The 21,036-nt window shown below is 60.9% G+C and carries 19 protein-coding genes; 9 read left to right on the forward strand and 10 right to left on the reverse strand.

The window, feature by feature from the left end; translation table 11 throughout:
- Positions 1–12: 12 nt before the first annotated feature.
- From RBB29_RS13485 to RBB29_RS13510, 6 genes are all read right to left on the reverse strand, one after another.
- Positions 13–2,082, reverse strand: coding sequence for an FAD-dependent oxidoreductase (locus tag RBB29_RS13485; RefSeq protein ID WP_306116035.1), 2,070 nt, complete (start codon positions 2,080–2,082; stop codon positions 13–15).
- A 63-nt stretch (positions 2,083–2,145) separates the two neighbouring features.
- Positions 2,146–2,859 carry a TetR family transcriptional regulator C-terminal domain-containing protein gene (locus RBB29_RS13490; protein WP_306116034.1) on the reverse strand — a complete coding sequence of 238 codons (714 nt, stop codon included), beginning with the start codon at positions 2,857–2,859 and terminating at the stop codon, positions 2,146–2,148.
- Positions 2,849–3,943, reverse strand: coding sequence for an ABC transporter ATP-binding protein (locus tag RBB29_RS13495; RefSeq protein ID WP_306116033.1), 1,095 nt, complete (start codon positions 3,941–3,943; stop codon positions 2,849–2,851). The genes RBB29_RS13490 and RBB29_RS13495 overlap by 11 nt, the downstream gene beginning before the upstream one ends.
- A 13-nt stretch (positions 3,944–3,956) precedes the next feature.
- On the reverse strand, positions 3,957–4,760 hold the full coding sequence (locus tag RBB29_RS13500; protein WP_306116032.1) for an ABC transporter permease: 804 nt from the start codon (positions 4,758–4,760) through the stop codon (positions 3,957–3,959).
- Complete coding sequence (locus RBB29_RS13505) at positions 4,757–5,686, reverse strand: ABC transporter permease (protein ID WP_306116031.1); 930 nt, start codon at positions 5,684–5,686, stop codon at positions 4,757–4,759. Before RBB29_RS13505 ends, RBB29_RS13500 begins: the two co-directional genes overlap by 4 nt.
- A 74-nt stretch (positions 5,687–5,760) precedes the next feature.
- Complete coding sequence (locus RBB29_RS13510) at positions 5,761–6,885, reverse strand: PotD/PotF family extracellular solute-binding protein (RefSeq protein WP_306116030.1); 1,125 nt, start codon at positions 6,883–6,885, stop codon at positions 5,761–5,763.
- 273 nt (positions 6,886–7,158) lie between these two features.
- Here RBB29_RS13510 and RBB29_RS13515 point away from each other — a divergent pair, with 273 nt between their 5' ends.
- Complete coding sequence (locus RBB29_RS13515) at positions 7,159–7,911, forward strand: cupin domain-containing protein (RefSeq protein WP_306116029.1); 753 nt, start codon at positions 7,159–7,161, stop codon at positions 7,909–7,911.
- 3 nt (positions 7,912–7,914) lie between these two features.
- Complete coding sequence (locus tag RBB29_RS13520; RefSeq protein ID WP_306116028.1) at positions 7,915–9,246, forward strand: NAD(P)/FAD-dependent oxidoreductase; 1,332 nt, start codon at positions 7,915–7,917, stop codon at positions 9,244–9,246.
- On the opposite strand, the gene RBB29_RS13525 is transcribed toward RBB29_RS13520, so the two are convergent.
- Positions 9,243–9,575, reverse strand: coding sequence for a hypothetical protein (locus RBB29_RS13525; RefSeq protein WP_306116027.1), 333 nt, complete (start codon positions 9,573–9,575; stop codon positions 9,243–9,245). The genes RBB29_RS13520 and RBB29_RS13525 overlap by 4 nt on opposite strands.
- A gap of 77 nt (positions 9,576–9,652) precedes the next feature.
- Here RBB29_RS13525 and RBB29_RS13530 point away from each other — a divergent pair, with 77 nt between their 5' ends.
- From RBB29_RS13530 to RBB29_RS13540, 3 genes are read left to right on the forward strand one after another with little or no spacing between them, the layout of a single operon-like run.
- Positions 9,653–10,945, forward strand: a complete 1,293-nt coding sequence (locus RBB29_RS13530) for an FAD-binding oxidoreductase (protein WP_306116026.1) — start codon at positions 9,653–9,655, stop codon at positions 10,943–10,945.
- A gap of 47 nt (positions 10,946–10,992) precedes the next feature.
- Positions 10,993–12,378, forward strand: a complete 1,386-nt coding sequence (locus RBB29_RS13535; protein WP_306116025.1) for an aminotransferase — start codon at positions 10,993–10,995, stop codon at positions 12,376–12,378.
- Entirely contained in the window at positions 12,371–13,162 is a 792-nt protein-coding gene (locus tag RBB29_RS13540; protein ID WP_306116024.1) for a phytanoyl-CoA dioxygenase family protein, read from the forward strand. The genes RBB29_RS13535 and RBB29_RS13540 overlap by 8 nt, the downstream gene beginning before the upstream one ends.
- Here the strand turns inward: RBB29_RS13540 and RBB29_RS13545 are convergent.
- A complete protein-coding gene (locus tag RBB29_RS13545; RefSeq protein ID WP_306121165.1) occupies positions 13,144–13,743 on the reverse strand; it encodes a GNAT family N-acetyltransferase in 600 nt (199 codons plus the stop codon). The two genes, RBB29_RS13540 and RBB29_RS13545, sit on opposite strands and share 19 nt — an antisense overlap.
- Positions 13,744–13,913: 170 nt before the next feature.
- Between RBB29_RS13545 and RBB29_RS13550 the strand changes: the two genes are divergently transcribed.
- The 4 genes from RBB29_RS13550 (at position 13,914) to RBB29_RS13565 (ending at position 18,008) form a co-directional block, all read left to right on the forward strand.
- Complete coding sequence (locus RBB29_RS13550) at positions 13,914–15,008, forward strand: phosphatase PAP2 family protein (RefSeq protein WP_306116022.1); 1,095 nt, start codon at positions 13,914–13,916, stop codon at positions 15,006–15,008.
- A 134-nt stretch (positions 15,009–15,142) separates the two neighbouring features.
- Positions 15,143–16,222, forward strand: a complete 1,080-nt coding sequence (locus RBB29_RS13555; RefSeq protein ID WP_306116021.1) for a glycosyltransferase family 4 protein — start codon at positions 15,143–15,145, stop codon at positions 16,220–16,222.
- A complete protein-coding gene (locus RBB29_RS13560; RefSeq protein ID WP_306116020.1) occupies positions 16,222–17,100 on the forward strand; it encodes a hypothetical protein in 879 nt (292 codons plus the stop codon). Before RBB29_RS13555 ends, RBB29_RS13560 begins: the two co-directional genes overlap by 1 nt.
- Positions 17,097–18,008 carry a hypothetical protein gene (locus RBB29_RS13565; RefSeq protein ID WP_306116019.1) on the forward strand — a complete coding sequence of 304 codons (912 nt, stop codon included), beginning with the start codon at positions 17,097–17,099 and terminating at the stop codon, positions 18,006–18,008. The genes RBB29_RS13560 and RBB29_RS13565 overlap by 4 nt, the downstream gene beginning before the upstream one ends.
- A gap of 80 nt (positions 18,009–18,088) precedes the next feature.
- Here the strand turns inward: RBB29_RS13565 and RBB29_RS13570 are convergent, their stop codons facing one another.
- Positions 18,089–19,720, reverse strand: coding sequence for a hypothetical protein (locus RBB29_RS13570; RefSeq protein ID WP_306116018.1), 1,632 nt, complete (start codon positions 19,718–19,720; stop codon positions 18,089–18,091).
- 52 nt (positions 19,721–19,772) lie between these two features.
- Positions 19,773–20,786: a glycosyltransferase family 2 protein gene (locus RBB29_RS13575; protein WP_306116017.1), complete on the reverse strand. Its 1,014-nt coding sequence runs from the start codon at positions 20,784–20,786 to the stop codon at positions 19,773–19,775.
- Between the last annotated feature and the right edge of the window lie 250 nt (positions 20,787–21,036).

Consider the following 21,036-nt stretch of genomic DNA (forward strand, 5'->3'; position numbering starts at 1 on the left):
CCTGCTTTGGTCTCATTCGGCGGCCAGTTGCGGCAGTTCGCGGCGGAACGGCACCCTGTCGGGGTCATTCACTCCGCCCCCCAGTTCACGCGCGTAACGGTGTCCGGCATAAACCGCGGCCGCAATGATCCCCGGCGCCAGGCAGTCACCGATCCGGTTGATGGATTGCGGGCCGCCCTCGGTCAGTTCCGGCCGCGCCATCAGGTCGTGGAAAAGCTGATCCACCGGCCGGCGCATCGTGACCGGCACGAAGGTGCCGCAGGCGATCTTGCGTTCGCGTTCCGTGTAGACGCAGGACAGCGTGACGTGATCCTTGCCGATATGGACGACATTCTGCAGCGGCATGATGTTCACGTCCATTTCGATCAGGCGCTTTTGAATTCGGCCTTGTTCCAACGTGTTATGCGTCCAGTGCGACACATCCGACGACGGGGTGACTAGCGTCACCTCATGCCCCTGCCCGCGCAGAAGTTCGGCCATCAACCCACCCATGTAGTAGTGGTCATCGTCGAAGATCACGACCGGACCTTCCACGGCGTCTCCGGCGCAGATCGCGTCAGGCAGGAGAATACGCGCGGCCTCGTCCCGGTCGATGGGGGCGTGGTTTTCGCGACCGACGCCGCTGTCGCACCATTTGGCGCCGGTCGAGATGACCACGTGATCAGCCTCGAATTCCAGAACCTGCGCGGCGGTGAGACGGCTTTCGAGATAGGTTGCGACATTGGGCATCTGGCTGATCTGGTGCTGGCGATAATCGGCAACCCGCTTCCATTCGGTGAGGCCGGGCAAGCGGCTCTCGATCGTTACACGTCCGCCCAGGGTGTCGGTCGCCTCGGCGAGGGTTACGTCATAGCCACGCTCGCCAAGGGCCCGTGCGGCCTCAAGCCCCGCGGGTCCTGCGCCCACGATCAACACGCTTTCATCCGCATGTTTCCGGTCGATACGTTCCGGATGCCATCCCCGCCGCCATTCTTCACCCATGGTCGGGTTCTGTGTGCAGCGCATCGGCACGGAGGTGAAATCCGCCGAGACACAGATATTGCAGCCGATACATTCGCGGATGTCGTCCACGCGCCCCTCTTCGATTTTGTTCGGCAGGAACGGGTCAGCGATGGACGGACGCGCGGCCCCGATTAGGTCCAACGCCCCGGATTTGATGAGCCGGACCATCGTATCGGGCGAGGTATAGCGCCCGACCCCGACAACCGGTTTGTTGGTGACCTTTTTGACGAAGGACACGTAATCATCCTGAAACCCCTCGCTGGCAAAACGGGAGGTCACGCTGTCATTGTCCCAATCACTGACATTCACGTCCCAGAGGTCGGGAATATCCGCCAGCATTTCGACCACATCACGGCCCTCGCCCTCGCAGTTGAGGCCATCATTGCCCATCAGTTCATCAACGCCGAAGCGTATCGCGATGCCGCAGGTATCCCCGACGGCCTCCTTGGTATCTGCCAGGATTTCACGGAAGAGGCGCACCCGGTTCTCAAGGCTGCCGCCGTACTCATCGCCCCGGTCATTCCACCGCCGCGACAGGAAATGCGAAATCGCGTTCAGGTCATGACCCGCATAGACATAGATCACGTCGAACCCGGCGCGCCGCGCCCGCTTGGCGGCCTCGACATACCAGCGGCGCATGTTGCGAATGTCGGTCTTGTCCATCGCGCGGGCCTGGACCGGATCCATGTAGCTCACCGGGCGTGCGGAAGGGCCCATCGGGATCTCACGGCTATAGCGGTTCGGCGTCGCCAGACCGTCATAGCAGGGTTCGATCCCCGCAAGGCTGCCATGGGCGTGGATCTTATCGGTCATTTTCTGGAACACCGGCAGATCCGCATCATCCCAAAGCCGGCCCTCGATCACCGGGCTCAGCTCCGACGTGTGGTGGATTTCGACCTGCTCGGTACAGACAACACCCCAGCCGCCCTCGGCCTTGATCCCGCGCATCTCTGCCATTGACGACGGATAGGCACGCCCCATGCCATTGCAATGCGGCACCTGGTAGAACCTGTTGCGGGTGGTGACGGGACCGATCTTCACAGGCTCGAAGAGGATATCGTAGCGGGGGTCGCGACTCATAGAGGTACTCCGATCGCAAGTAGGGCGGCGGCGCGGAAAACGCGGTCGCCTGGCGGCGGGATGTCAGAAACTCGGCATCTTGAAATGTTGCGGAAAGACGGTCGACAGGAACCCATGCACATGTGCCCGGGCGGTCTCGCGCGAATAGCTGTCGGGATAGGTCAGGATATCAAGCCAAAGCCCGTCATAAAGTGCCTCAAGCATGTTGGCGACCTGACGCGGCGGCATCAGTTTGTATCCGCCTTCCTCGGCAATCTTCGTGCAGAGGTCGATGGAGATATGGAACCGTTCGATGTCGATGTCTTCGATCAGCTTGCGATAGACACGGCGGCGCCCGGCCTCGCCGTAAAAGGCAAACCACACGGCCAGTTTCTTGCGCGAGCAGATGTTGCGATGAAAATGCGCATCGACAATGGCTTGCAGCTTGGCCGCCGCGCTTAGGCCTGCATCCTCATAGGCCCGGTGCCATTGTTCGTGATGCTCACGCGCAAGAAATACCAGCGTCTCTTCGAACAGCTTCTGCTTGCTCTCGAAATGGAAATTCACGATCCCGATCGACAGGCCCGCAATCTCCGTCACGGACTGCATCGTGGTGCCGCCGATCCCGTGCTTTGCAATCGACTGGATCGTCGCATCAATCAATTGCCGCCGCCGGACCTCTTTCGATTCCGTGCGCCGGGTCGGCTTGTGACCGGTTTTCTGGTTTCTGATCGTCTGGTTCATCGTCTTGCCCATATGGCCATGATAATTGCTGCGCGCATGGTTGTCAGTCCGCATCAAGAATAACAATCGAGTCCGGCGACCACGACAGCCAGACGTCGGCACCGGCCTGCCCCAGATCGGACGCGCCGAGGTTGGGCATCGAAACGGCAACCGGCTCCTCCCGGCCCTGGATCGCGACATAGTGGTGGCTGCGCTCACCGAGATAGGCGGTGTTGTCCATCTTCCCCGCCACGGTCAGATCGGCGGCAGGTTTTTCGGCGCTCAGTGTAAACTTTTCCGGCCGCAGCGCGATCTGCACCGGCGTCTCATCGGGTTTGGTCAACTGTTCCACCGGCACCGGGATCGCGCCGAGCCCCTCGACCTCCACCGCGCCAGTGGCCGACCCGTTCCGCCGCACCGTCCCATTGAAGAAGTTCATGTTACCGATGAAGCTCGCCACGTCGCGTGTCCGCGGCGTTTCATAAAGACCTTCGGGCGTGTCGACCTGCAGCACCTTGCCACCGGACATCACCGCGATCCGGTCCGACAGGGTCAGCGCCTCTTCCTGATCGTGGGTCACAAAGACAAAGGTAATGCCCACCTGGCGTTGCAGCGCGCGCAGCTCAAGCTGCATCTGATCGCGCAACTGCTTGTCGAGCGCGCCCAGCGGTTCGTCGAGCAGCAGAACCTTGGGCTTGAGAATGAGCGCGCGGGCAAGCGCGATCCGCTGCCGCTGCCCCCCCGAAAGCTCCGTGGCCTTGCGGCTGCCAAAACCGGGCAGCTTGATAAGCTCCAACATCTCCTCGACCATCTCGTCGCGTTTGGCCTTGGGCAGTTTCTGCCGACGCAGCCCGTAGGCGATGTTGTCGCGCACATTGAGATGCGGGAAAATCGCATAGCTCTGGAACACCATGTTGACCGGGCGGTGGTGTGGCGGCACGTCGGACATGGCCTGCCCGTCGATGAAAATCTCGCCATTCGACGTACTTTCGAAACCCGCCAGCATCCGTAGAAGCGTGGTCTTGCCGCATCCCGACGCACCGAGCAGCGAAAAAAACTCCCCCTTGGCGATATCCATGGACACATCTTCGATCGCCTGGAACGAGCCGAAGAACTTGTTCACGTTCTGGATGGAGATGAAGGCATCAGCGTTGGTCATATGTCGTCACCCATTAGAGCTCGTCCTCTAGCCCGACTCGCCCTATCCGTTGTGCAACGAAGACCAGGGCAAAGGAGACAAAGAGGATCAGTGATGAAAGCGCCAGAACCGAGGGGAACTCCTGCGGGAACCGCAACTGGCCCCAGATGTACATCGGCAAGGTCGGATCCGTTCCAGTGAGGAAGAACGCCATGATGAATTCGTCGAAAGAGATGGTGAAGGTCAAAAGCATGCTTGCGATCACGCCGGGGAAAACCATCGGGAAGGTCACGCGCCAGAAGGTCCACCAGCCGTTTTCGCCCAGATCGGCAGAGGCCTCTTCCATCGACGGGTCGAACCCTTCGAACCGCGGCAGAAGGGTGGCGACTGCAAAGGGCAGGCACACGATCAGATGGCCCACCGTCACCGTGTAGAGCGACAGCGGCACACCCATCCGGCTCATCAGCACCAGAAGTGCGACCCCGAAGATGATGCCGGGGATGACCAGCGGCATCATGATGAACGTGACCAGCGCGCTTTTGCCCGGCATCCGGTAGCGGGTGATGGCGCGGGCGGCCACGACACCAAGGAGCGTCGAGATCAAGGAGACGACGACACCCACCTTGATGCTGTTCCACAGCGCGTTCCAGACCGGCTCACGTGTCCAAAGTTCGCCATACCATTGCAAGGTGAAACCCTGCAGCGGGAAGCGGACGTAAAGCGAGTCGTTGAAGCTGAACATCGGGATGAAGAGGACCGGCGTGTAAAGCACGATCAGGAAGATCACCGCGTAGATCTGCAACGGCCGATTGGGGCGTTTGATATATGTGCCACTCATGCGATTTTCTCCTGCGCCTTGCGGGTGACGAAGAGGAACACCAGCGCGATGGCAGAGATCCAGAGCATCAGCACAATGGAAAGGGTGGCGCCCATGGGCCAATTGTTCACCGCACCGAATTGAAGCTGGATGAAGTTGCCGATCATCGCGCCATCGGGGCCGCCCAGGAGCGCAGGCGTGATGTAGTCTCCGGTGGTCGGGATGAAGATGAGGAAGGAGGCCGCGATTACGCCGGGCATGGACAGCGGTAAGGTGATGCGCAGGAAGCGTGTCACCGGTCCGTCACCCAGATCCGTCGCCGCCTCGAGCAGAGATTTGTCGATCTTTTCCAGCGAGACGTAGAGCGGCAGGATCGCAAAGGCCGCCCAGGCATGGGCCAGGGTGATGATGACAGCGGTCTGACTGTAGAGCAGGAATTCCAGCGGTGCTTCGATCAGGCCGAGTGACATCAGGCCCGAATTGATGACACCCTCATACCCCAGGATCACCTTCCACGCGAACACCCGCAGCAGGTAGCTTGTCCAGAAGGGCAGCGTCATCAGGATGATCCACATCATCTTGTTGCGATGCACATGGAAGGCTACGTAATAGGCCATCGGATAACACAGCAGCACGGTCGCCACCGTCGCCACCCCCGAAATCCAGAATGACCGGCTCAGGAGCGCGCCAAAGATCGGCTCGGTCCAGACACGTTGGTAATTGGTGGTGGTCAGGGTGGTGTCGAACCCGAACCCCTCACGGGTCCAGAAACTCATCACCAGGAGGATGATGAACGGCACCAGGATGCCCACCGTCATGATCACCATTGTCGGCGACATCAGCAGGTAGCCGCGCAATGTCTCGTTCCGGTGCAACAGGCCACCCAGACGCGAACCCTTGTAGGGTGTCGGATCTGCCTTGGCTTGCGAAAGAGATGTTTCTGCCATCAGTTCAGGTGCTCGCGCGACATCAAAAATTTGGCCCGCCGGCGATGTGCCAACGGGCCAAAGGGGGTGATTTATCAGAACCCGGCTTTGATCTGTTCGAAGGTCTCGTTCATCCGGGTTTCCCACTCCTGCGATTGCGGGATCTGGAAATGCCCGGCTTCGAGGACATCCGCCGGGTTCTTGCTCAGGCCCAGGTTGGCGAGCGTTTCGGCGTCGAACTCGTTGAAGGATTTGGCATTGGAATGACCATAGCCGTAATCGTTGATCATGAACTTGCCGGAGTCGACGCTCAGCAGGGAATCGATCACGTCATAGGCACGGTCCAGGTTGGGGGCGTCCTTGTGCACCATCAGGCCACACACCCAGGTCAGCGCCCCCTCCTTGGGATTGGCGAACTTGACCGGCACCCCTTCGGACTGCAGCAGGGTGGCCGAGCTGTTCCATGTCATCGCGGCGGCCATCTCACCGGACGACAACGCCTGCTCCAGCGTTGTCGTGTCATCGGTATAGACGCGGATCAACGGGCGTTGTTCGCGCATTACGGCAGCGATCTTTTCGAAGGCTTCGTCGGTCGCGATATCTGACATCGGAACACCGGCCTTGATCGCGCCGCACCACCAGGCGTCGCCACCCGACGCAAGCGACCCCAACCGGCCCGTGTAGCGTTTATCCCAAAGCATATCCCAGCTTTCGTCGCCCTCCAGCTCAAAGAGGTCCGTGCGATAGGTCACCGATGTCTGCCCCCAATCGAAGGGCGTCATCCATATCTTGCCGCCATCGGCCTGGTTGCCCGGCAGGTCCACAAGTTCGGGAATGACATCGGGCCAGTTGCTGAGGCGCGATGTGTCGATCGGCTGGAACAAGCCGGTCTTGACCCAGCGCGGCATCCCCGAATTGCACGGGTGCGACACGTCCACCACGAAGCCACCCCGCATCTTGGTCAGCGCTTCTTCGGAACCCCCGAAGATCGAGAAATTCGGCAGTTCACCGTGCTTTTCCTGGTAAGGTACGAAAAGCTCCGGAATGTCATATCCACCCCATGTGAAATAAGACGCCTGATCCTCGGCTGCGGCCATCGCGCGCCTGGTTCCGGCTGGTACGGTCGCCATGGCCACCCCGGCCGACAGCAACCCTCTTGTAAATGCGCGACGGCTCAGCTTGCCTTCGCGAACGGAACCCAATTGGTCAACTACATCCATGTCAGTCTGATCTCCCTTTAGGCCCCGCACCGCATCCCCCGGCTCTGGTGCCCATTTGTTTTTCCAACCCGCTCTGACCCGCGACCGCAACGGAATTGGCAGATTGACTTTTTGACGTCTTGCGGTCATTCCATTGAATGATCATTCAATCATTTATGGACCAAGCCACTCAAGTCAAGTTTTTTGCGCCTCACAGGGCTGAGGCCAGGAAAAAGCCTAGGAAAAAGGCTGTTTTGCAGTGGCGGCGATGGAGACAAAGGAGAGGCAACCGCCATGAAATCGCGCCAACGAATCGTCCGCCTTTCTCCAAATGGCCCCGACGGTCTTGACCCGATGACGCTTGATCCTGCGGATTTTGCCACCCCGCCCGAGGCGCAGAATGTGCATGTCTATTTTCAAGACGACGAGTTGGGTTTGAGTGTTGGCGTCTGGGACACCACCACCATGCAGGAGGCTTTCGGCCCCTATCCGGGGGACGAGTTCATCGTCGTTCTTGAGGGCCATTTCAGGATGCTTGACGCGGATGGCGACGGCGTTCCGGCGCAGCAGGGTCAAAGCGTGATTTTCCGTAATGGCGCGCCGGTCAGTTGGAAGCAGGACGGGTATCTCAAGAAGTTCTACATCACCTATCTCGACCCCCGCGCCCCGACGCCTGCTGTCGAATGCGCCAACGGCGGCATCATTGCGCTGGACCCGGACCAGACCCTGACCGACGCTGACCTTTTGACCGACACTAGGACGCCGCAACGGGAAAAGGTGTTCTTCACCAACGACCACCGCAATTTCGAAGTCGGCCTATGGGACACGCAAACGCTGCAAACCGAAATGGCCCCCTTTGAAAGCCACGAATTCTGCCAGGTTCTCGATGGAGAAGTCACGCTGACCGAAGACAACGGCACAGCTCATCATTTCAAAACTGGCGATGTGTTTTTCGTTCCAGCAGGCACCGTTTGCGCCTGGAACGTCCCCGCCTATCTCAGGAAATACTATGCAACGCTTGATCCATCCATACGCCCAGGAGGGTAATCCATGTCTACACATATCGGACGCCGCGCCGTCTTGGCCGGTCTGACCATGGCCGGTGCAACGCCGCTTCTGGCGCAAAACCTGCCGAGTGATCCCGATGTCGTCATCGTCGGTGCCGGGGCCGCCGGTCTTCAGGCCGGGCGCACGCTGCAGCACAAGGGGATCTCGTTCGTGATCGTCGAGGCGGCCACCCGTGTCGGCGGCCGCGCCTATACCGAAAGCGCGACCTTCGGCGCGCCGGTCGATCACGGCTGTTCCTGGATATCGGGCTCAGACAACAACGCTTTCACGCGCATCGGCAACGAGGGCGGGTTTACCCTTGTCAATCACACCAGCGCCGGAACCGACCTGTTCGACCTCGAAGGGAACCGTGCCGATGACGATGAATGGGCCGCCTATGACCGCGCCTGGGGGGCGATCGAGCGTCCCATGAACAAGGCCGGGCAGGCGGGCAAAGATGTAGCGGCCTCGACCGTCATCCCCGACATCCCCTATGGCGCCTCGGTCCAGTCCTGGTCCGGTGCCATGGACTATGGGGTGGATTTCGATCAGATTTCGACCGCCGATTACTGGAACGGAACCTCAAGTCAGCCCAGCTACATCGTCAAGGAGGGTCTTGGCGCCGTGGTGGCAACGCTGGCCGACGGTCTTCCGATTTCGCTTGGCACCAAGGTTACCGCCATCGACACATCCGGCGCGGGGGTGTCGGTCGAGACCTCCAATGGCACGATCCGCGCCAAGGCCTGTCTTCTGACGGTATCGACCGGCGTGTTGAACGCAGGCCACATCAAGTTCACACCCGAGTTGCCCGATTGGAAACAGCAGGCCGCTGCCGACATCCCGATGGGCCTCCTGATGAAGGTGCCGCTGCTTTTCGACGGTGCGCGGCTTGACCTTGGTGAAAACAACTGGGTCACCTACCGCATCCCCGAAGATCAACCGGGCGAGGCCTGTTACTTTGTCGCCTGGCCGTGCGGGCACGACTATCTCTTTGGCAATATCGGCGGGCGCTTTGCATGGGAACTATACGGCGCCGGGCAACAAGCCGTGGTGGATTACGCGCTTGAGCAACTCGTGCGCCTGGTCGGCAGCGATGCGCGCAAGCATTTCGTGCAGGGATTTGCCACGGATTGGGCAGACAACCCGCTGACGCTGGGGGCTTATGGTGCGGTCCGCCCGGGTGCCTGGGGCGCGCGGGAAAAACTCGGGCAACCCATTGATGAAAAACTCTATTTCGCGGGCGAGGCGATCGGCGGTTCGGTCTCGGCACTGGTCAACGGGGCGTATTACAGCGGCCATGCCAACGCCAAGACGATCGCAAAGAAACTGGCCTAACTCTGCTGCCAGAAGGTGAAAACAGGATCATGAACAAGACCGAAAACACCTGCATGCAACCGGCCAAGAGGTTGTGCGCGCGCCTCAATCGCATCCCAGGCCAGATCGGCCTGCGCCTTGTCGCGAAAGCCGATCACCGCCATCAGGTTGTGCGCGCGCACATCATCGGTATCATAGCCCGATTGAGGCTCGCGATTGAAAAGCGGGCCGACAGATACCGCCAGATCCTCGTCGATCAGATAGGCGCCGAAAGCCGCCCAGGCCGCGTCGAACCGCGCGCGATCCACGCCGGGTTTCAGGTCGAACTGGTTGAGCAACTGATAGGTCATGCCGGGCGCCCCCACGCGCTTCTTCCGGTCAAGGCTGCGGCGGTTTGCGGGGCAACGCAAGCAGGAAAACGACACTTATGATCCAGAACGAACGCCCGGTCATCGCCAACTCGCTCTGGACGGCCACGGCAAACCGCGTCCCGGATTATCCCGTTCTGGAAGGGACGCAAACGGCCGATGTTGCCGTGATCGGCGGTGGTTTCACCGGCCTTTCGGCGGCGTTGCATCTTGCGGAGGCGGGCGCCAACGTGACGCTCCTCGAAGCGCAGCAGCCGGGCTGGGGCGCATCCGGGCGCAATGGCGGACAGATCAATGTCGGGCTCTACGACCCGCCCAGTGTCATTCGCCGGAAATTCGGCGACGAGCACGGCAACCGCATGATCGACATGTCCGGCAATGCGGGTGATCTGGTGTTCGACCTGATCGAAAAACACCGGATCGAGTGCAACGCCATCCGTCCCGGGTGGATACGGGCAGCGCATACGCCCAAAACCCTGCGCGAGTTGCACGCTTTGGCCGAGGAATGGCAGGCGCTTGGCGCCAATGTCGAAAAGATCGACCGCGACAAGATCACCCGCCTCACCGGCACGGATGTCTATCTGGGCGGTCTGGTCGATCATCGCGGCGGCAACCTGCAACCCCTGAACTTCGCGCTCGGCCTGGCGGAGGCCGCCGACCGTCTGGGGGCGACGCTTCACGGGCAATCCCCCGTTTCCGCCATAGACCGGGTGGCTGCCGGCTATACCCTACATGCCGGTCGTGGCACCGTGACCGCGCCACAGGTTTTGATCTGCACCAACGCCTATTCCGGCGACTTGCACAAACCACTGGCAAAATCGGTGCTGCCGGTCCGCTCGGTCCAGGTGGCAACCAAACCGCTTTCCGACAATATCCGCGCGTCGATCCTGCCTGATCTGCATGCGCTCTCCGACGCGCGTCGCCTGCTGCTCTATTTCCGGCTCGACGCCGATGGTCGTTTCCTCATGGGCGGGCGCGGGACGTATAACGACCATTCCACCCGCCGCCAGCTCGACCGCCTCCGCCGGGTCAGCCGGACGTTCTTTCCACAGCTTGCCGACAGTGAATGGGAATACGCCTGGGGCGGCCTCGTCGGTCTAACCCGGGATCACTACGCCCACCTGCACGAGATTTCACCCGGCCTGAAGGCGGGCCTGGGTTTCAACGGACGGGGGGTCGCGATCGCCACGGCCATGGGGCGCGTTTTGTCGAGATGGGCACTGGGCGCGCATAATGACGACCTGGCCTTTCCGGTGACCTCGATCAAACCCCTGCCCCTCTCCTTCGCGCGGCAGACGATGGTCGAGGCTGAAATCCTCCGGCTCAGATTCCTCGACAAGATGGGATTGTGAGGGCTCGACCGACTGCCGAACGAACGAATGCAACACTGCAACAGGGGATGAAAATGGATACCCGGAATACGCCGTCGGATACCGACCTGACCACGTGGAACCGTGACCACCACCTGCACCCCTGGGCCAGTGTCGAGGGGTGGCGCAAGGATGATTACATGCGCGTCAACACCGCCGAGGGGATCTATCTTTGGGACAGCACCGGCAAGCGGTTCATCGACGGGCCGGGCGGAATGTGGTGCGTCCAGATTGGGTATGGCCGTCAGGAAATGGCACAGGCCATCGCCGATCAGGCACTCCGCATGCCCTATGTCTCGCCCTGGTCCTCGACCAGCGAGCCCGCGGCGATCCTTGCCCGCAAGATTGCCGAACGCACGCCCGGCGACCTCAACAACGTGCATTTCACCACGGGCGGCTCGACCGCCGTCGACACCGCCCTGCGCATGGTGCAGTTCCTCAACAACCGGCTGGGACGACCGCAGAAAAAGATCATTCTGTCGCGGGAAAAGGCCTATCATGGATCGACCTATCTGGCCTCGACCATGACCGGCAAGGAACGGTTCAAATCCCGGCTCGACAAGGCCACGGAACTGGTTCGGTTCCTGCCTGACGTGAACCCCTACCTGCGACCCCAGGGGATGAGCGAGTCGGATTGGTGCGATGCCAAGATCGCCGATTTCGAGGCGATGATTTTCGAGGTCGGCACAGACCGGATTGGCGCCTTCATTGCCGAGCCGATCCTGTGCTCCGGGGGCGTGATCGTCCCGCCAAAGGGCTATCATCAGCGCACGCTGGAGATCTGCCGCAAACATGACATCCTCTATATTTCCGATGAGGTGGTGACCGGATTCGGCCGGTTGGGCCACTGGTTTGCCAGCGAGGACGTGTTCGGGATCACGCCCGATATCATCACCTGCGCCAAGGGGCTGACGTCGGGCTATGTGCCGCTGGGCGCCTGCATCATCTCCGACCGGATCATGCAGCGCCTGGCCGATGCCGGAGGCGAGGACGACCTCTTCTACAACGGCTATACCTATTCCGGTCACCCGGTGAGCTGCGCCGCGGCCCTCAAGAATATCGAGATCTTCGAGGATGAGGATATTCTTGGCCATGTCCAGCGTGTCACGCCGCATTTCCAGGGCCGCTTGCGTCAGATCGGGGACCGTTTCGACATCGTGGGCGAGGCGCGCGGCATGGGCCTTCTGGGCTGCCTCGAATGCCGGCCCGACCTGAGCGACGAAAGCTATGCGGCGCATCTGCAGTTTGGCGCCAAGCTCGATGCGGCCTGCGAAGACCGCGGCCTGCTGCTGCGGCCCTATGGCAACATGGCGGTCTTCTCCCCGCCGCTCGTGATCTCAGAGGCCGAGATTGACGCGATGTTCGACATCATGGAGGCCGGGCTGCAACACCTGAGCGAGACAGATTATGCCTGAGATCAAACGCCTTCCGAATGATCCCGTCGCCGTCGCCGGCACACTCCTGAAGGATGGCGGTGTAATCGTGGAGACCTTGTCCGACACGCCGCTTCTGGACCGGATCGCTGCCGACCTGCGCGGGCCATTCGATGACCAGGGGCACAAATTCGCCAACGATTTCAACGGATACAAGACACTCCGCCTGGGCGGCATTCTGGGCCTCAGCCGAGCTGCGGCGGCGTTGATTGCCCATCCTTTGGTCATGGCCGTGGCCGACCGCGTCCTGAAACGCCATTGCACGACCTACCGGATCGGATCTTCGACGGCGATTGAAATCCTGCCCGGCGAGAAGGCGCAGGAGTTGCACCGCGACGATGATTTTTACCCGATCCGCATCCCGGACGTCGAATTCCAGATCTCCGCGATGTGGGCGCTCGACGACTTCACCATCGAAAACGGCGCCACCCGGGTTGTCCCCGGCTCGCAGGATCTGCGCGACATCGACACGATTACCGATGCGGACACGACCCAGGCCGTGATGCCGCGGGGCTCCGTCCTTTTCTATCTCGGGGGCACGGTCCATGCCGGGGGCGCCAACAGGTCCCGCGCCCCACGCTCCGGGCTGATCACCACCTACTCGCTCGGCTGGCTCCGGCAGGAGGAAAATCACTACCTCACCATCCCGCGGGAGGTTGCCGAAAGCTATCCCGACGACATCCGCCGTCTCATGGGGTATCAGTCACACGGGCCTTACCTTGGCGTCTGGCCCGGGGATCCGGACGGTCATTGGTTCGACGCCTGAGCGTTCCATTCCTCGCGCGTCACTTCAAGCCATTCTACATCGTCGTAGCCATAGGCGCGTTTCCGGCCGATCGACCGCATCCCGCATTTCTTGAGAACATGCTGTGAGTTGACGTTCTCCGGATCCGTCGTGGCCACAACTTCGGGCAGGTCCGTCATCTCGAAGGCAAAACGCAAGAGCCGGGCGCAGGTCTCTGTCGCGAATCCCCGTCCCCAGGCTTCGGGAACAAAAAGGTAACCCACCTCGATCTGACTTTGTGGATAGGCGTCCGGCACCACCTGCGTCCAATCGGTGTCGTCCTCATCAATCGGCACCGGCGTCAGAACACCATCCCCGATCTTCTCGCCCGTGTCCTTGCGGGTGATGCACCAGATCCCGATCCGCCCCCCTGCCCCGCGTTTTACCGCGTCCTTCATATGGGACACGACCGCCTCCGGCGTCATCTCATCCGAAACATAATGCATCACCCTGGGGTCACACAGAACCCGCTGCGCGATATCAAGGTCATCCGGCGACAACGGCGTTAGCCGCAACCTTTCCGTCTCGAGGATCAGCGCGGTCTCTGGCAAAGGCTCAATCATGGTCATTCTGGTCCGGAAAAGCTGTTGATATTGCAAAAATCGTGGGCAACAGGCCCCATCTTTGCGCCTCCAGACCCGTCTTGACAATATATTGACGTGTTCGGGCCAAGACTACGTCACCTTTTTCGGGAAAATGACCGCAAAACAACAGGCATCTGGACGTCTTGGCAATGCAGACGGAACTTCTTTCGGGACAGGCCCCGATATCGCAGCGGAAAGCCAGCAGCGTGATCGGCGCGGCCTTGCGGCAGAACAGTATCCTCTGCGGCTTGGTGGCGACATATTTCCTCGCGGCGATCATTCTGAGCACGGCGATTTCCGTTCCACTCTTCGCCGGCCGCCTGTCGAGCAGCTTCTGGATGCTGCTTGGATTGGTGCCGATTTTCCTTCTGTCGATGGTCATCTGGCGTTTTGCACACATGGTTGCGCATGTCCGCCCCACCCGTCCCATCGGCTGGCTCATCCGGGATCTGCGCGATCTTCTCATTACCGACCGGGCGCGGCTCGCAAGCGGCGCGATCGCCATCCTTGGCATCGTTTTCTTCGCGGTGATCTTTTCCTATGTCAAAGAGGCCATTCCGCTTCTGAACCCCTTCGCCTGGGACGAAGCCTTTGCCGAGTTGGACAGGCTCGTCCATGGCGGCGTCGATCCCTACCGCCTGCTGTTGCCGGCCCTGGGCAACGCCGCGATGTTCCAGATCGCGGATCTGACCTATTCGACATGGTTCCTGCTAATCTATTTCTTCGGCTTCCTCGCGGCGATGGACCGCGAAAACCCCGACCGGCGGAACACCTTTCTCTTTGCCTTTATCCTGAGCTGGATCATCGGCGGATCTATCCTCGCAACCCTGTTTTCCTCGGTCGGTCCGATCTATTTCCAGGCCTTTGGCTTTGGCGATCAGTTCCTGCCGCTGAAGGACATGCTGATGCGGATCAACGCAGAAACACCGCTGGTTGCGGTTGAATTGCAGGCGATGCTGCTCGACGGGTACCAAAATAGCGGCGGGCTGGGCGGTATCTCGGCCATGCCGAGCATGCACCTCGCCACCTCCTGGCTGATGGCGTTCCAGGCGTTCCGCTACACAAGGGCGCTCGGGTGGACCATGGTGGCGTTTGCCATCATGATCCAGGTAAGCTCGGTCCTGCTGGGCTGGCATTACGCCATCGACGGGTATTTTGGCTTCCTGGTCGCGCTCGTCTGCTGGATCTGCGGCGCCGGGCTCGCCCGCCTGCAGGCGCGGATCAACAGACCGGTCGCCCCCTGACAACCTCCGCCAAGGCAAGAGCCTTCCCGACTGCAGGGTTGCACCGATGCGTCAAGACCAGAAAATCTGTCCCAATACGGTGTTCGGCGCCGGTGCAGTATTGCCATTTAGGCAGCCTCGCAGAAGATAAAGCCATGTCTGAAAGACCCTCCGTCATGTTTGTGTCGCGCAAATGGCCCCCGGCCATGGGTGGTATGGAAACGTATTCCAAAGAACTTTCCGATGCCTTGCGCCGTTATGCGGAGGTTGAGACGCTTGCCTTGCCGGGGCGTTCCGACGGCAGTGTGCCCGGGAAGGGCGCGCTTCTCTGGTTTGGTTTGCGGGCAGCAATCCGGTTATTTTGCGCCCGGTCGCCGGCAAAGATCACCCATGTGGCTGATATGGCAAGCTGGCCCCTTGCGCTGTGCGCCCGGATCCGGTCGCCGCGTGGTCGGCGGGTACTCTCTGCTCACGGCACGGATGTCGCTTATCCTTTGCGTGGCGGTGCGAAGGGCCGGATCTACGGCAGCTACCTGCGTCTTGGTGCGCGTTGTCTCGGTCATGTCACGGTCATTGCCAACTCCGAGGCGACCGCAAAGGCCGCAAACCGCTATGGCTTCCACGATACTTTGGTTGTCCCGCTGGCGGCAGAGGTCACCGCAGGCGCCCCGTCCAGCCCCGGCAAATCGCTGCTCTTTTCGGGCCGTCTGGTCCCCCGCAAGGGGCTTGCATGGTTCGTGCGAGAGGTTTTGCCACTCTTGCCGGACACCATGACGTTAGACGTGGCCGGGACGGTATGGGATACGGCCGAAGCCGCCGCCCTCGACCATCCCAGGGTCCGGCACCTCGGGCGTCTCGATCAGGCGGAGTTGTGGTGTACCTATGCGTCTGCCGTTTGTGTGATCGTCCCCAATATTGACGTGCCAAACGGCGAATTCGAAGGGTTTGGCCTCGTTGCTCTCGAAGCTGCCGCTGCAGGGGGGATCGTGCTGGCAAGTCACCATAGCGGCCTCAAAGAAGCGGTCCTCGATGGCCAGACCGGGTTTCACATCACACCGGGCGACCCCCGGGCTTGGGCCGACAAGATCATGGAAATCGCAAGTTGGGATGACGCCCAACGGTCAGATTTCACAGGACGCGCCAAAGACCTTTGCAATCGTCATTTCTCCTGGGATCGGGTGGCAACGGATACGCTCTCTGCCTATGCCTCCCCCCGGGCTGGCGGAACCGCCTGATGCGCCCGCCCGTGTCCTCATCCCCGGTCCAACGATTCAGGGCCTGGCATCAGCGCCCTGCGGTCCGGGGCGGGTTGCGGCTGTTGGGGCTGGTAGTGGTTGTGTGCGGGGCGATCTGGTCTCTGGCGACGCTGGAGCTGAACTGGCGCAGCCTGTCGCCAGGTTTGCTGTTTCTGAATCTTCTGGTCCTGACCCCGCTGAACATTCTGATCGCAGCCATCGCTTTGCGGGTTAATGCACGCACCCTGGGCTGCGACATCCCGAACCGCCGCAGTATCTACACCGTCGCCACCGCAAATGTGGCCGAGTTACTGCCGCTGCCCGGTGGCGCGGTGGTCCGTGGTGCGGCGCTGGTGGATGCGGGCGCGGGAATTGGCGACAGCACCCGGATCATCATCTTGACCTCTCTCCTAACCCTTTTCATGACGCTAACACTGTCACTTATGGCCTTAACGCTATTGGCAGATCCGACCTGGATCTGGCTATGCATGGCGAGCGGCATGGGCCTTGTAGGTGTTTTGGTCATCCTGAACCGTCATGCGGCGACACGTTACATCCTCGCCATGATCGCCGTACGGATCGCAATGCTGATCCTGACGGTCCTCAGGGTCGCAGTCGCTTTCGCAACGCTCGGCCTGCTTATAAGCTGGACCGAAGCGGCACTTTACGCAGTCGCCCCGACTCTCGGGGCAGCGGTCGCGATCGTTCCTGCCGGGCTTGGCGTCAACGAGACCGTCGCGGCGGGCCTCGCGGCGTTGATCGGAGGCTCCGCAGCGACCGCGTTTCTTGCGGTGGCCCTCAACCGGGTTCTCGGCCTCTGCGCCGGGGCGGTCATGGCCGTTGCCCTGCCGGTCTCTAAGGGAGCAGAAGCGCCGTGACCAAGCAACTCACCTTCATCGCCTCTGGCGGGCGCACTGGCACACAGTTCTTTGGCGACATGCTGGGTCAGGTCGTGTCCGATTGCCATTCCGAGCATGAGCCCGACATGGTGGCGGGGTTGTCCAGGCTGACCTTAGAGCGCGTCCGCCGTTTCGGCGTTTGGCATATGGGGCCGGGGCGCCTCTTAGGGCAGACCGGGGTGCGCGTGCTGGGGCAAGCATTTCTTGAGGGGCGCATGGATCGCGCCGCCTGCGCCACCAGTCTGCGTGCCACGCGCGACGCCTATCACGCCGCAAGGCCCGAGACGCTCATTATCGAGAGCTACTACGCCTGGTGGATGGTCGCGGATTGCCTAGAGGAGATCTGGCCCGGGGCGAAACTGGCCGGTATCCTGCGCGACCCGCGGGATTGGATTGCCTCCTGGCTCCGTCACGCACCAAAACGGCGAAATGGGGCCCTGACGGAACGATTTCCGCCCGGGCCTTTGGAACCGACCAAGCTGGGCGACGAGGCTGCGGCGGAGCTATGGCCTGACCTGGACCAGGTGGGCCGCCTTGCCTGGGAGTGGGGATTGATTGCCGATACGCTCGACCGGGCCGCAACGCGGTCGAGCAATGTCAGGGTCTTTCGCTTTGAAGACCTCTTTGGGGACGAACATGACTGGCTTGAGCAGTTCGTCGATTTTGCCGTGACGCATGACGCCGGTCCATCACACCGGGTAGGCGATCTTGAAGCGATAACAGGTGATGTGCGCAACGCTTCCCGCGGCAAAAAGCAAAGCTGGCAATCATGGAACGATACGCAGATCCGTGCGGTTGCTCAATTCTGCGGCGCAGGCATGGCGGCGCATGGCTATGGCCAGGAGCCGGAATGGCAAGCCCGCATCGAGGCAGTGCAACACCGTTGAGGTTTAGGTGCGCATTGCCCCGTTCGGTTTTGTTTGCCTCAGCCTCGTTCTAGCGATCCGCCGCGCACCACAAAGCCGAGTCAAAAGGACAGATGCCAGAAGCCCGAATAGTGCTCCGCCCAGGGGGCGCGCTGCGAGGGCGGCACTACCCCTGTATCCCAGATCAGCCGAGCGGTGCTGCCAGAGGGGCCAGAAATCACCGCGTGGCCGTCGATTTCAACCACTTCCCCATCCTCAGGCGACGTACCGTTGATGGTAACGCCAACCGGGCTTTCCAGGCGATAGCGGCCAGCGATGGACATTTCGAAGGACTGGGGGCGGCCGGTCAGGCTGACCTCCTTACCGGCGAGCCATATCGCACCGGAGTAATGCACATAGGTGTCGCGCAAGACCCGGATATCCTCCGGCATCAGGAGGTTCGGGTCATCAATGATCACCGGTTCCGTCATCACGCGGTGCAGATGTTGACGGCTGGCGAGCAAGAGCGGCGGCGCGGTGCGGGCGATCAGGTCTGCCATCACGGGCGCGCCTGACGCACGGTACCGCGCCACGCCCCAACTCGACATAAAGAACGTATCGCGCGGGAAACTCGATATCATCGCATTCTGGTCGATATAGGCAACGGGTTCCGGGAAAAGCCGGTGCACCTCTGCAATCGTCTCACGTTGCAGGCGGGCATCTTCAGACAAAGACATCATCGCCTGCCAGCCGCCACTCAGGATCATCAGGGCGATGAAGGTACTGAGCCGTCCTTTGCCAGCCACCTTCGCAGCGCCCATTGCGGCGGCCACCATCAAGGGTGGGACAATGAAGGGAAAGAAATAGGCGAAAGCGTTACGATAAAAGAGTACCGATAGCACAAGTGGCAACGCGAAAAGTATCAGCACAATGCGCAGGCGTGTCCCGGATGCCCGGGTGATCCCGATAACGGCAAGTGCAAGAGGTGCCAGACTGAGCAAAGCCCAAAGAAATGCCTCCGAGAAGCGCGGCGCGATGCCAGCATCAATCAGGGTGGTCCGCAGGGCGGATTGGCTTGTTGATGCAGCGTCCCTGCCAGGGACCTGAAGAATGCCGCTGGCATGCCAGGTGTAAACCGCACCCGTAACGGCCAGCGCAAGGAACCCCGCGGCGACAAAGCGAACGATCATGCCGCGCTCTCCCAGCCGCCAAAGCACCCCGCCGAGGAGTGCAGGCAGGTAAAGCGCCGACTTGATCGTGACCAGCAGCGCAAGGGCACCGCAAAGGGACAACGCGACGATCTGCACCGCCGTCACCCGCCCGGTCATCACAATCGCCAAAGCGACCATCAAAAGAGCAGCGGCGATCGGATCGGTGCGGAAACTGGCACCATGGCCGAGAACATAACCGGAAGAGAGAAAGGCCAGCACAGCGACGCTGGCGATAACAGAACCATTTCCGTCCCGGCACGCAAGATGGCGCGCGATGCGCCAGATGGCCCCGGCAGTGACCGCGAGGCAAATTGTCATCACCAGACGCGCCGCGAAGATCTGTGTCATCTCGTCGCCGGGCAACAGGGCAAGCCACCCGAAGAAATGTACATGGATCGTCTGTAATGGCCGGTCGAGTCGCCCGTCCAGATGCGCGTGCACCTGCGAAAGGTAGAAAAACTCGTCCCAGTTCACGTTGTGCGTATAGGCCAAGATGGTCAGGACAGAAAACAATGCAACGATCGCCACCCGTATGGTGGCCATCGGGGTCGGACCGTGCAAGGTCTCGGACGACGGGGCGTTTCTTTCCGCCGCGCTAGGATGCATTCGCGACACCGGATCGCTTGCCGGACTGATTGCCCTGCAGCCGAAGCTGCGCCACGTCGGCGCCCGGACGAACCGCTCTGAGAAGCTCCCGCGCGCGGATATCTTCGAGCAGGTTACGATTGGTCGCAACGAGGTCCGCAAGAACCCCAACCGCAAGAAAGACCGTCGCCATAGCCATCAAGCCTGCTGCAAGGATCAGCGATTGCACGTGGCCCGTTCCATCTCCCGCCATGTAAAAAAGAAGAAACCGTCCAATGGCGATCAGCCCCGGCAAGGCAAAAACCGCAGCAATGGCGAAAAAGAAACGAAGCGGCGCATAGATCACGAAAACGCGCAGGATTGTTTTGGCCGAGCGCGCGATGTATTCGCGCATGCTGCGAAACAGCCGCGACGGACGGGTGACCTCATTGACACGCACAGGTACCGAGACCATCGGAATGCGTTTGCGGCCCGCCTGAATGATCGTTTCAAGCGTGTAGGTATAGGTATTGATAACACAAAGCCGCGCCGCCGCTTCGCGGGCATAGGCGCGAAAACCCGACGGGGCGTCAGGAATCGTTGATCCACTTGCCTGTCGGACGACCCAGCTACCCAGGCGTTGCAACGCCTTCTTGATCGGCGAAAAACTCTCGATCTCGCTGATCGGGCGGGCACCGACAACGATTTGGGCGCGGCGTTCTAGAATCGGCTGGATCAGGGCCGGGATATCATCAGCGCAATACTGATTGTCGGCATCGGTGTTAACGATGATGTCTGCACCAAGCGCCAGCGCCTCTTCGATACCGGCGCTGAAAGCACGGGCCAGCCCGACGTTACTCGCCATTTGCAGGATGTGATCGGCACCGGCCTGCCGCGCGACGGCGACGGTTTCATCAGTTGACCCATCGTCAATCACCAGGATTTCAACGCTCGCAATCCCGGGGATATCACGCGGAATGGCCGCGATTGCGGTGGCGAGGGTCTCTTCCTCATTCAACGCGGGAATCTGCACAATCAGTTTCATTGCTTTGCACTCACTCAAGTCTTTCTGGTCCCATTACCTGCCGTTTCGGGCGAAACTGTGACCGATCGTGGGAATTGTATCCATTTCGGCACCAATCAGACAGGATGGGCCAAGGATAGCGGACTTAGGGGCGATTTACGCTCCCCTGCACCACCATTGCGCGAATGCCATCTGTGGTTAAGATGACCACACGTTGAGCATCAGCGTCTTTTTATCACTACAGATATTGAAAATTTCATTAGGGGGAGAG

The sequence above is a fragment of the Roseovarius sp. MMSF_3359 genome, from assembly GCF_030733385.1.
Lineage (GTDB): Bacteria > Pseudomonadota > Alphaproteobacteria > Rhodobacterales > Rhodobacteraceae > Roseovarius.

Excerpts from the sequence above, each read along its gene's own strand:
- RBB29_RS13540 (WP_306116024.1), top strand. The coding sequence starts at position 12,371 with ATGCCTGAGATCAAACGCCTTCCGAATGATCCCGTCGCCGTCGCCGGC.
- RBB29_RS13555 (WP_306116021.1), top strand. The coding sequence starts at position 15,143 with ATGTCTGAAAGACCCTCCGTCATGTTTGTGTCGCGCAAATGGCCCCCG.
- RBB29_RS13520 (WP_306116028.1), top strand. The coding sequence starts at position 7,915 with ATGTCTACACATATCGGACGCCGCGCCGTCTTGGCCGGTCTGACCATG.
- RBB29_RS13550 (WP_306116022.1), top strand. The coding sequence starts at position 13,914 with ATGCAGACGGAACTTCTTTCGGGACAGGCCCCGATATCGCAGCGGAAA.
- RBB29_RS13545 (WP_306121165.1), bottom strand. The coding sequence starts at position 13,743 with ATGATTGAGCCTTTGCCAGAGACCGCGCTGATCCTCGAGACGGAAAGG.
- RBB29_RS13510 (WP_306116030.1), bottom strand. The coding sequence starts at position 6,885 with ATGGATGTAGTTGACCAATTGGGTTCCGTTCGCGAAGGCAAGCTGAGC.
- RBB29_RS13500 (WP_306116032.1), bottom strand. The coding sequence starts at position 4,760 with ATGAGTGGCACATATATCAAACGCCCCAATCGGCCGTTGCAGATCTAC.
- RBB29_RS13485 (WP_306116035.1), bottom strand. The coding sequence starts at position 2,082 with ATGAGTCGCGACCCCCGCTACGATATCCTCTTCGAGCCTGTGAAGATC.
- RBB29_RS13505 (WP_306116031.1), bottom strand. The coding sequence starts at position 5,686 with ATGGCAGAAACATCTCTTTCGCAAGCCAAGGCAGATCCGACACCCTAC.
- RBB29_RS13560 (WP_306116020.1), top strand. The coding sequence starts at position 16,222 with ATGCGCCCGCCCGTGTCCTCATCCCCGGTCCAACGATTCAGGGCCTGG.
- RBB29_RS13530 (WP_306116026.1), top strand. The coding sequence starts at position 9,653 with ATGATCCAGAACGAACGCCCGGTCATCGCCAACTCGCTCTGGACGGCC.
- RBB29_RS13490 (WP_306116034.1), bottom strand. The coding sequence starts at position 2,859 with ATGCGGACTGACAACCATGCGCGCAGCAATTATCATGGCCATATGGGC.
- RBB29_RS13515 (WP_306116029.1), top strand. The coding sequence starts at position 7,159 with ATGAAATCGCGCCAACGAATCGTCCGCCTTTCTCCAAATGGCCCCGAC.
- RBB29_RS13535 (WP_306116025.1), top strand. The coding sequence starts at position 10,993 with ATGAAAATGGATACCCGGAATACGCCGTCGGATACCGACCTGACCACG.
- RBB29_RS13525 (WP_306116027.1), bottom strand. The coding sequence starts at position 9,575 with ATGACCTATCAGTTGCTCAACCAGTTCGACCTGAAACCCGGCGTGGAT.
- RBB29_RS13570 (WP_306116018.1), bottom strand. The coding sequence starts at position 19,720 with ATGGCCACCATACGGGTGGCGATCGTTGCATTGTTTTCTGTCCTGACC.
- RBB29_RS13575 (WP_306116017.1), bottom strand. The coding sequence starts at position 20,786 with ATGAAACTGATTGTGCAGATTCCCGCGTTGAATGAGGAAGAGACCCTC.
- RBB29_RS13495 (WP_306116033.1), bottom strand. The coding sequence starts at position 3,943 with ATGACCAACGCTGATGCCTTCATCTCCATCCAGAACGTGAACAAGTTC.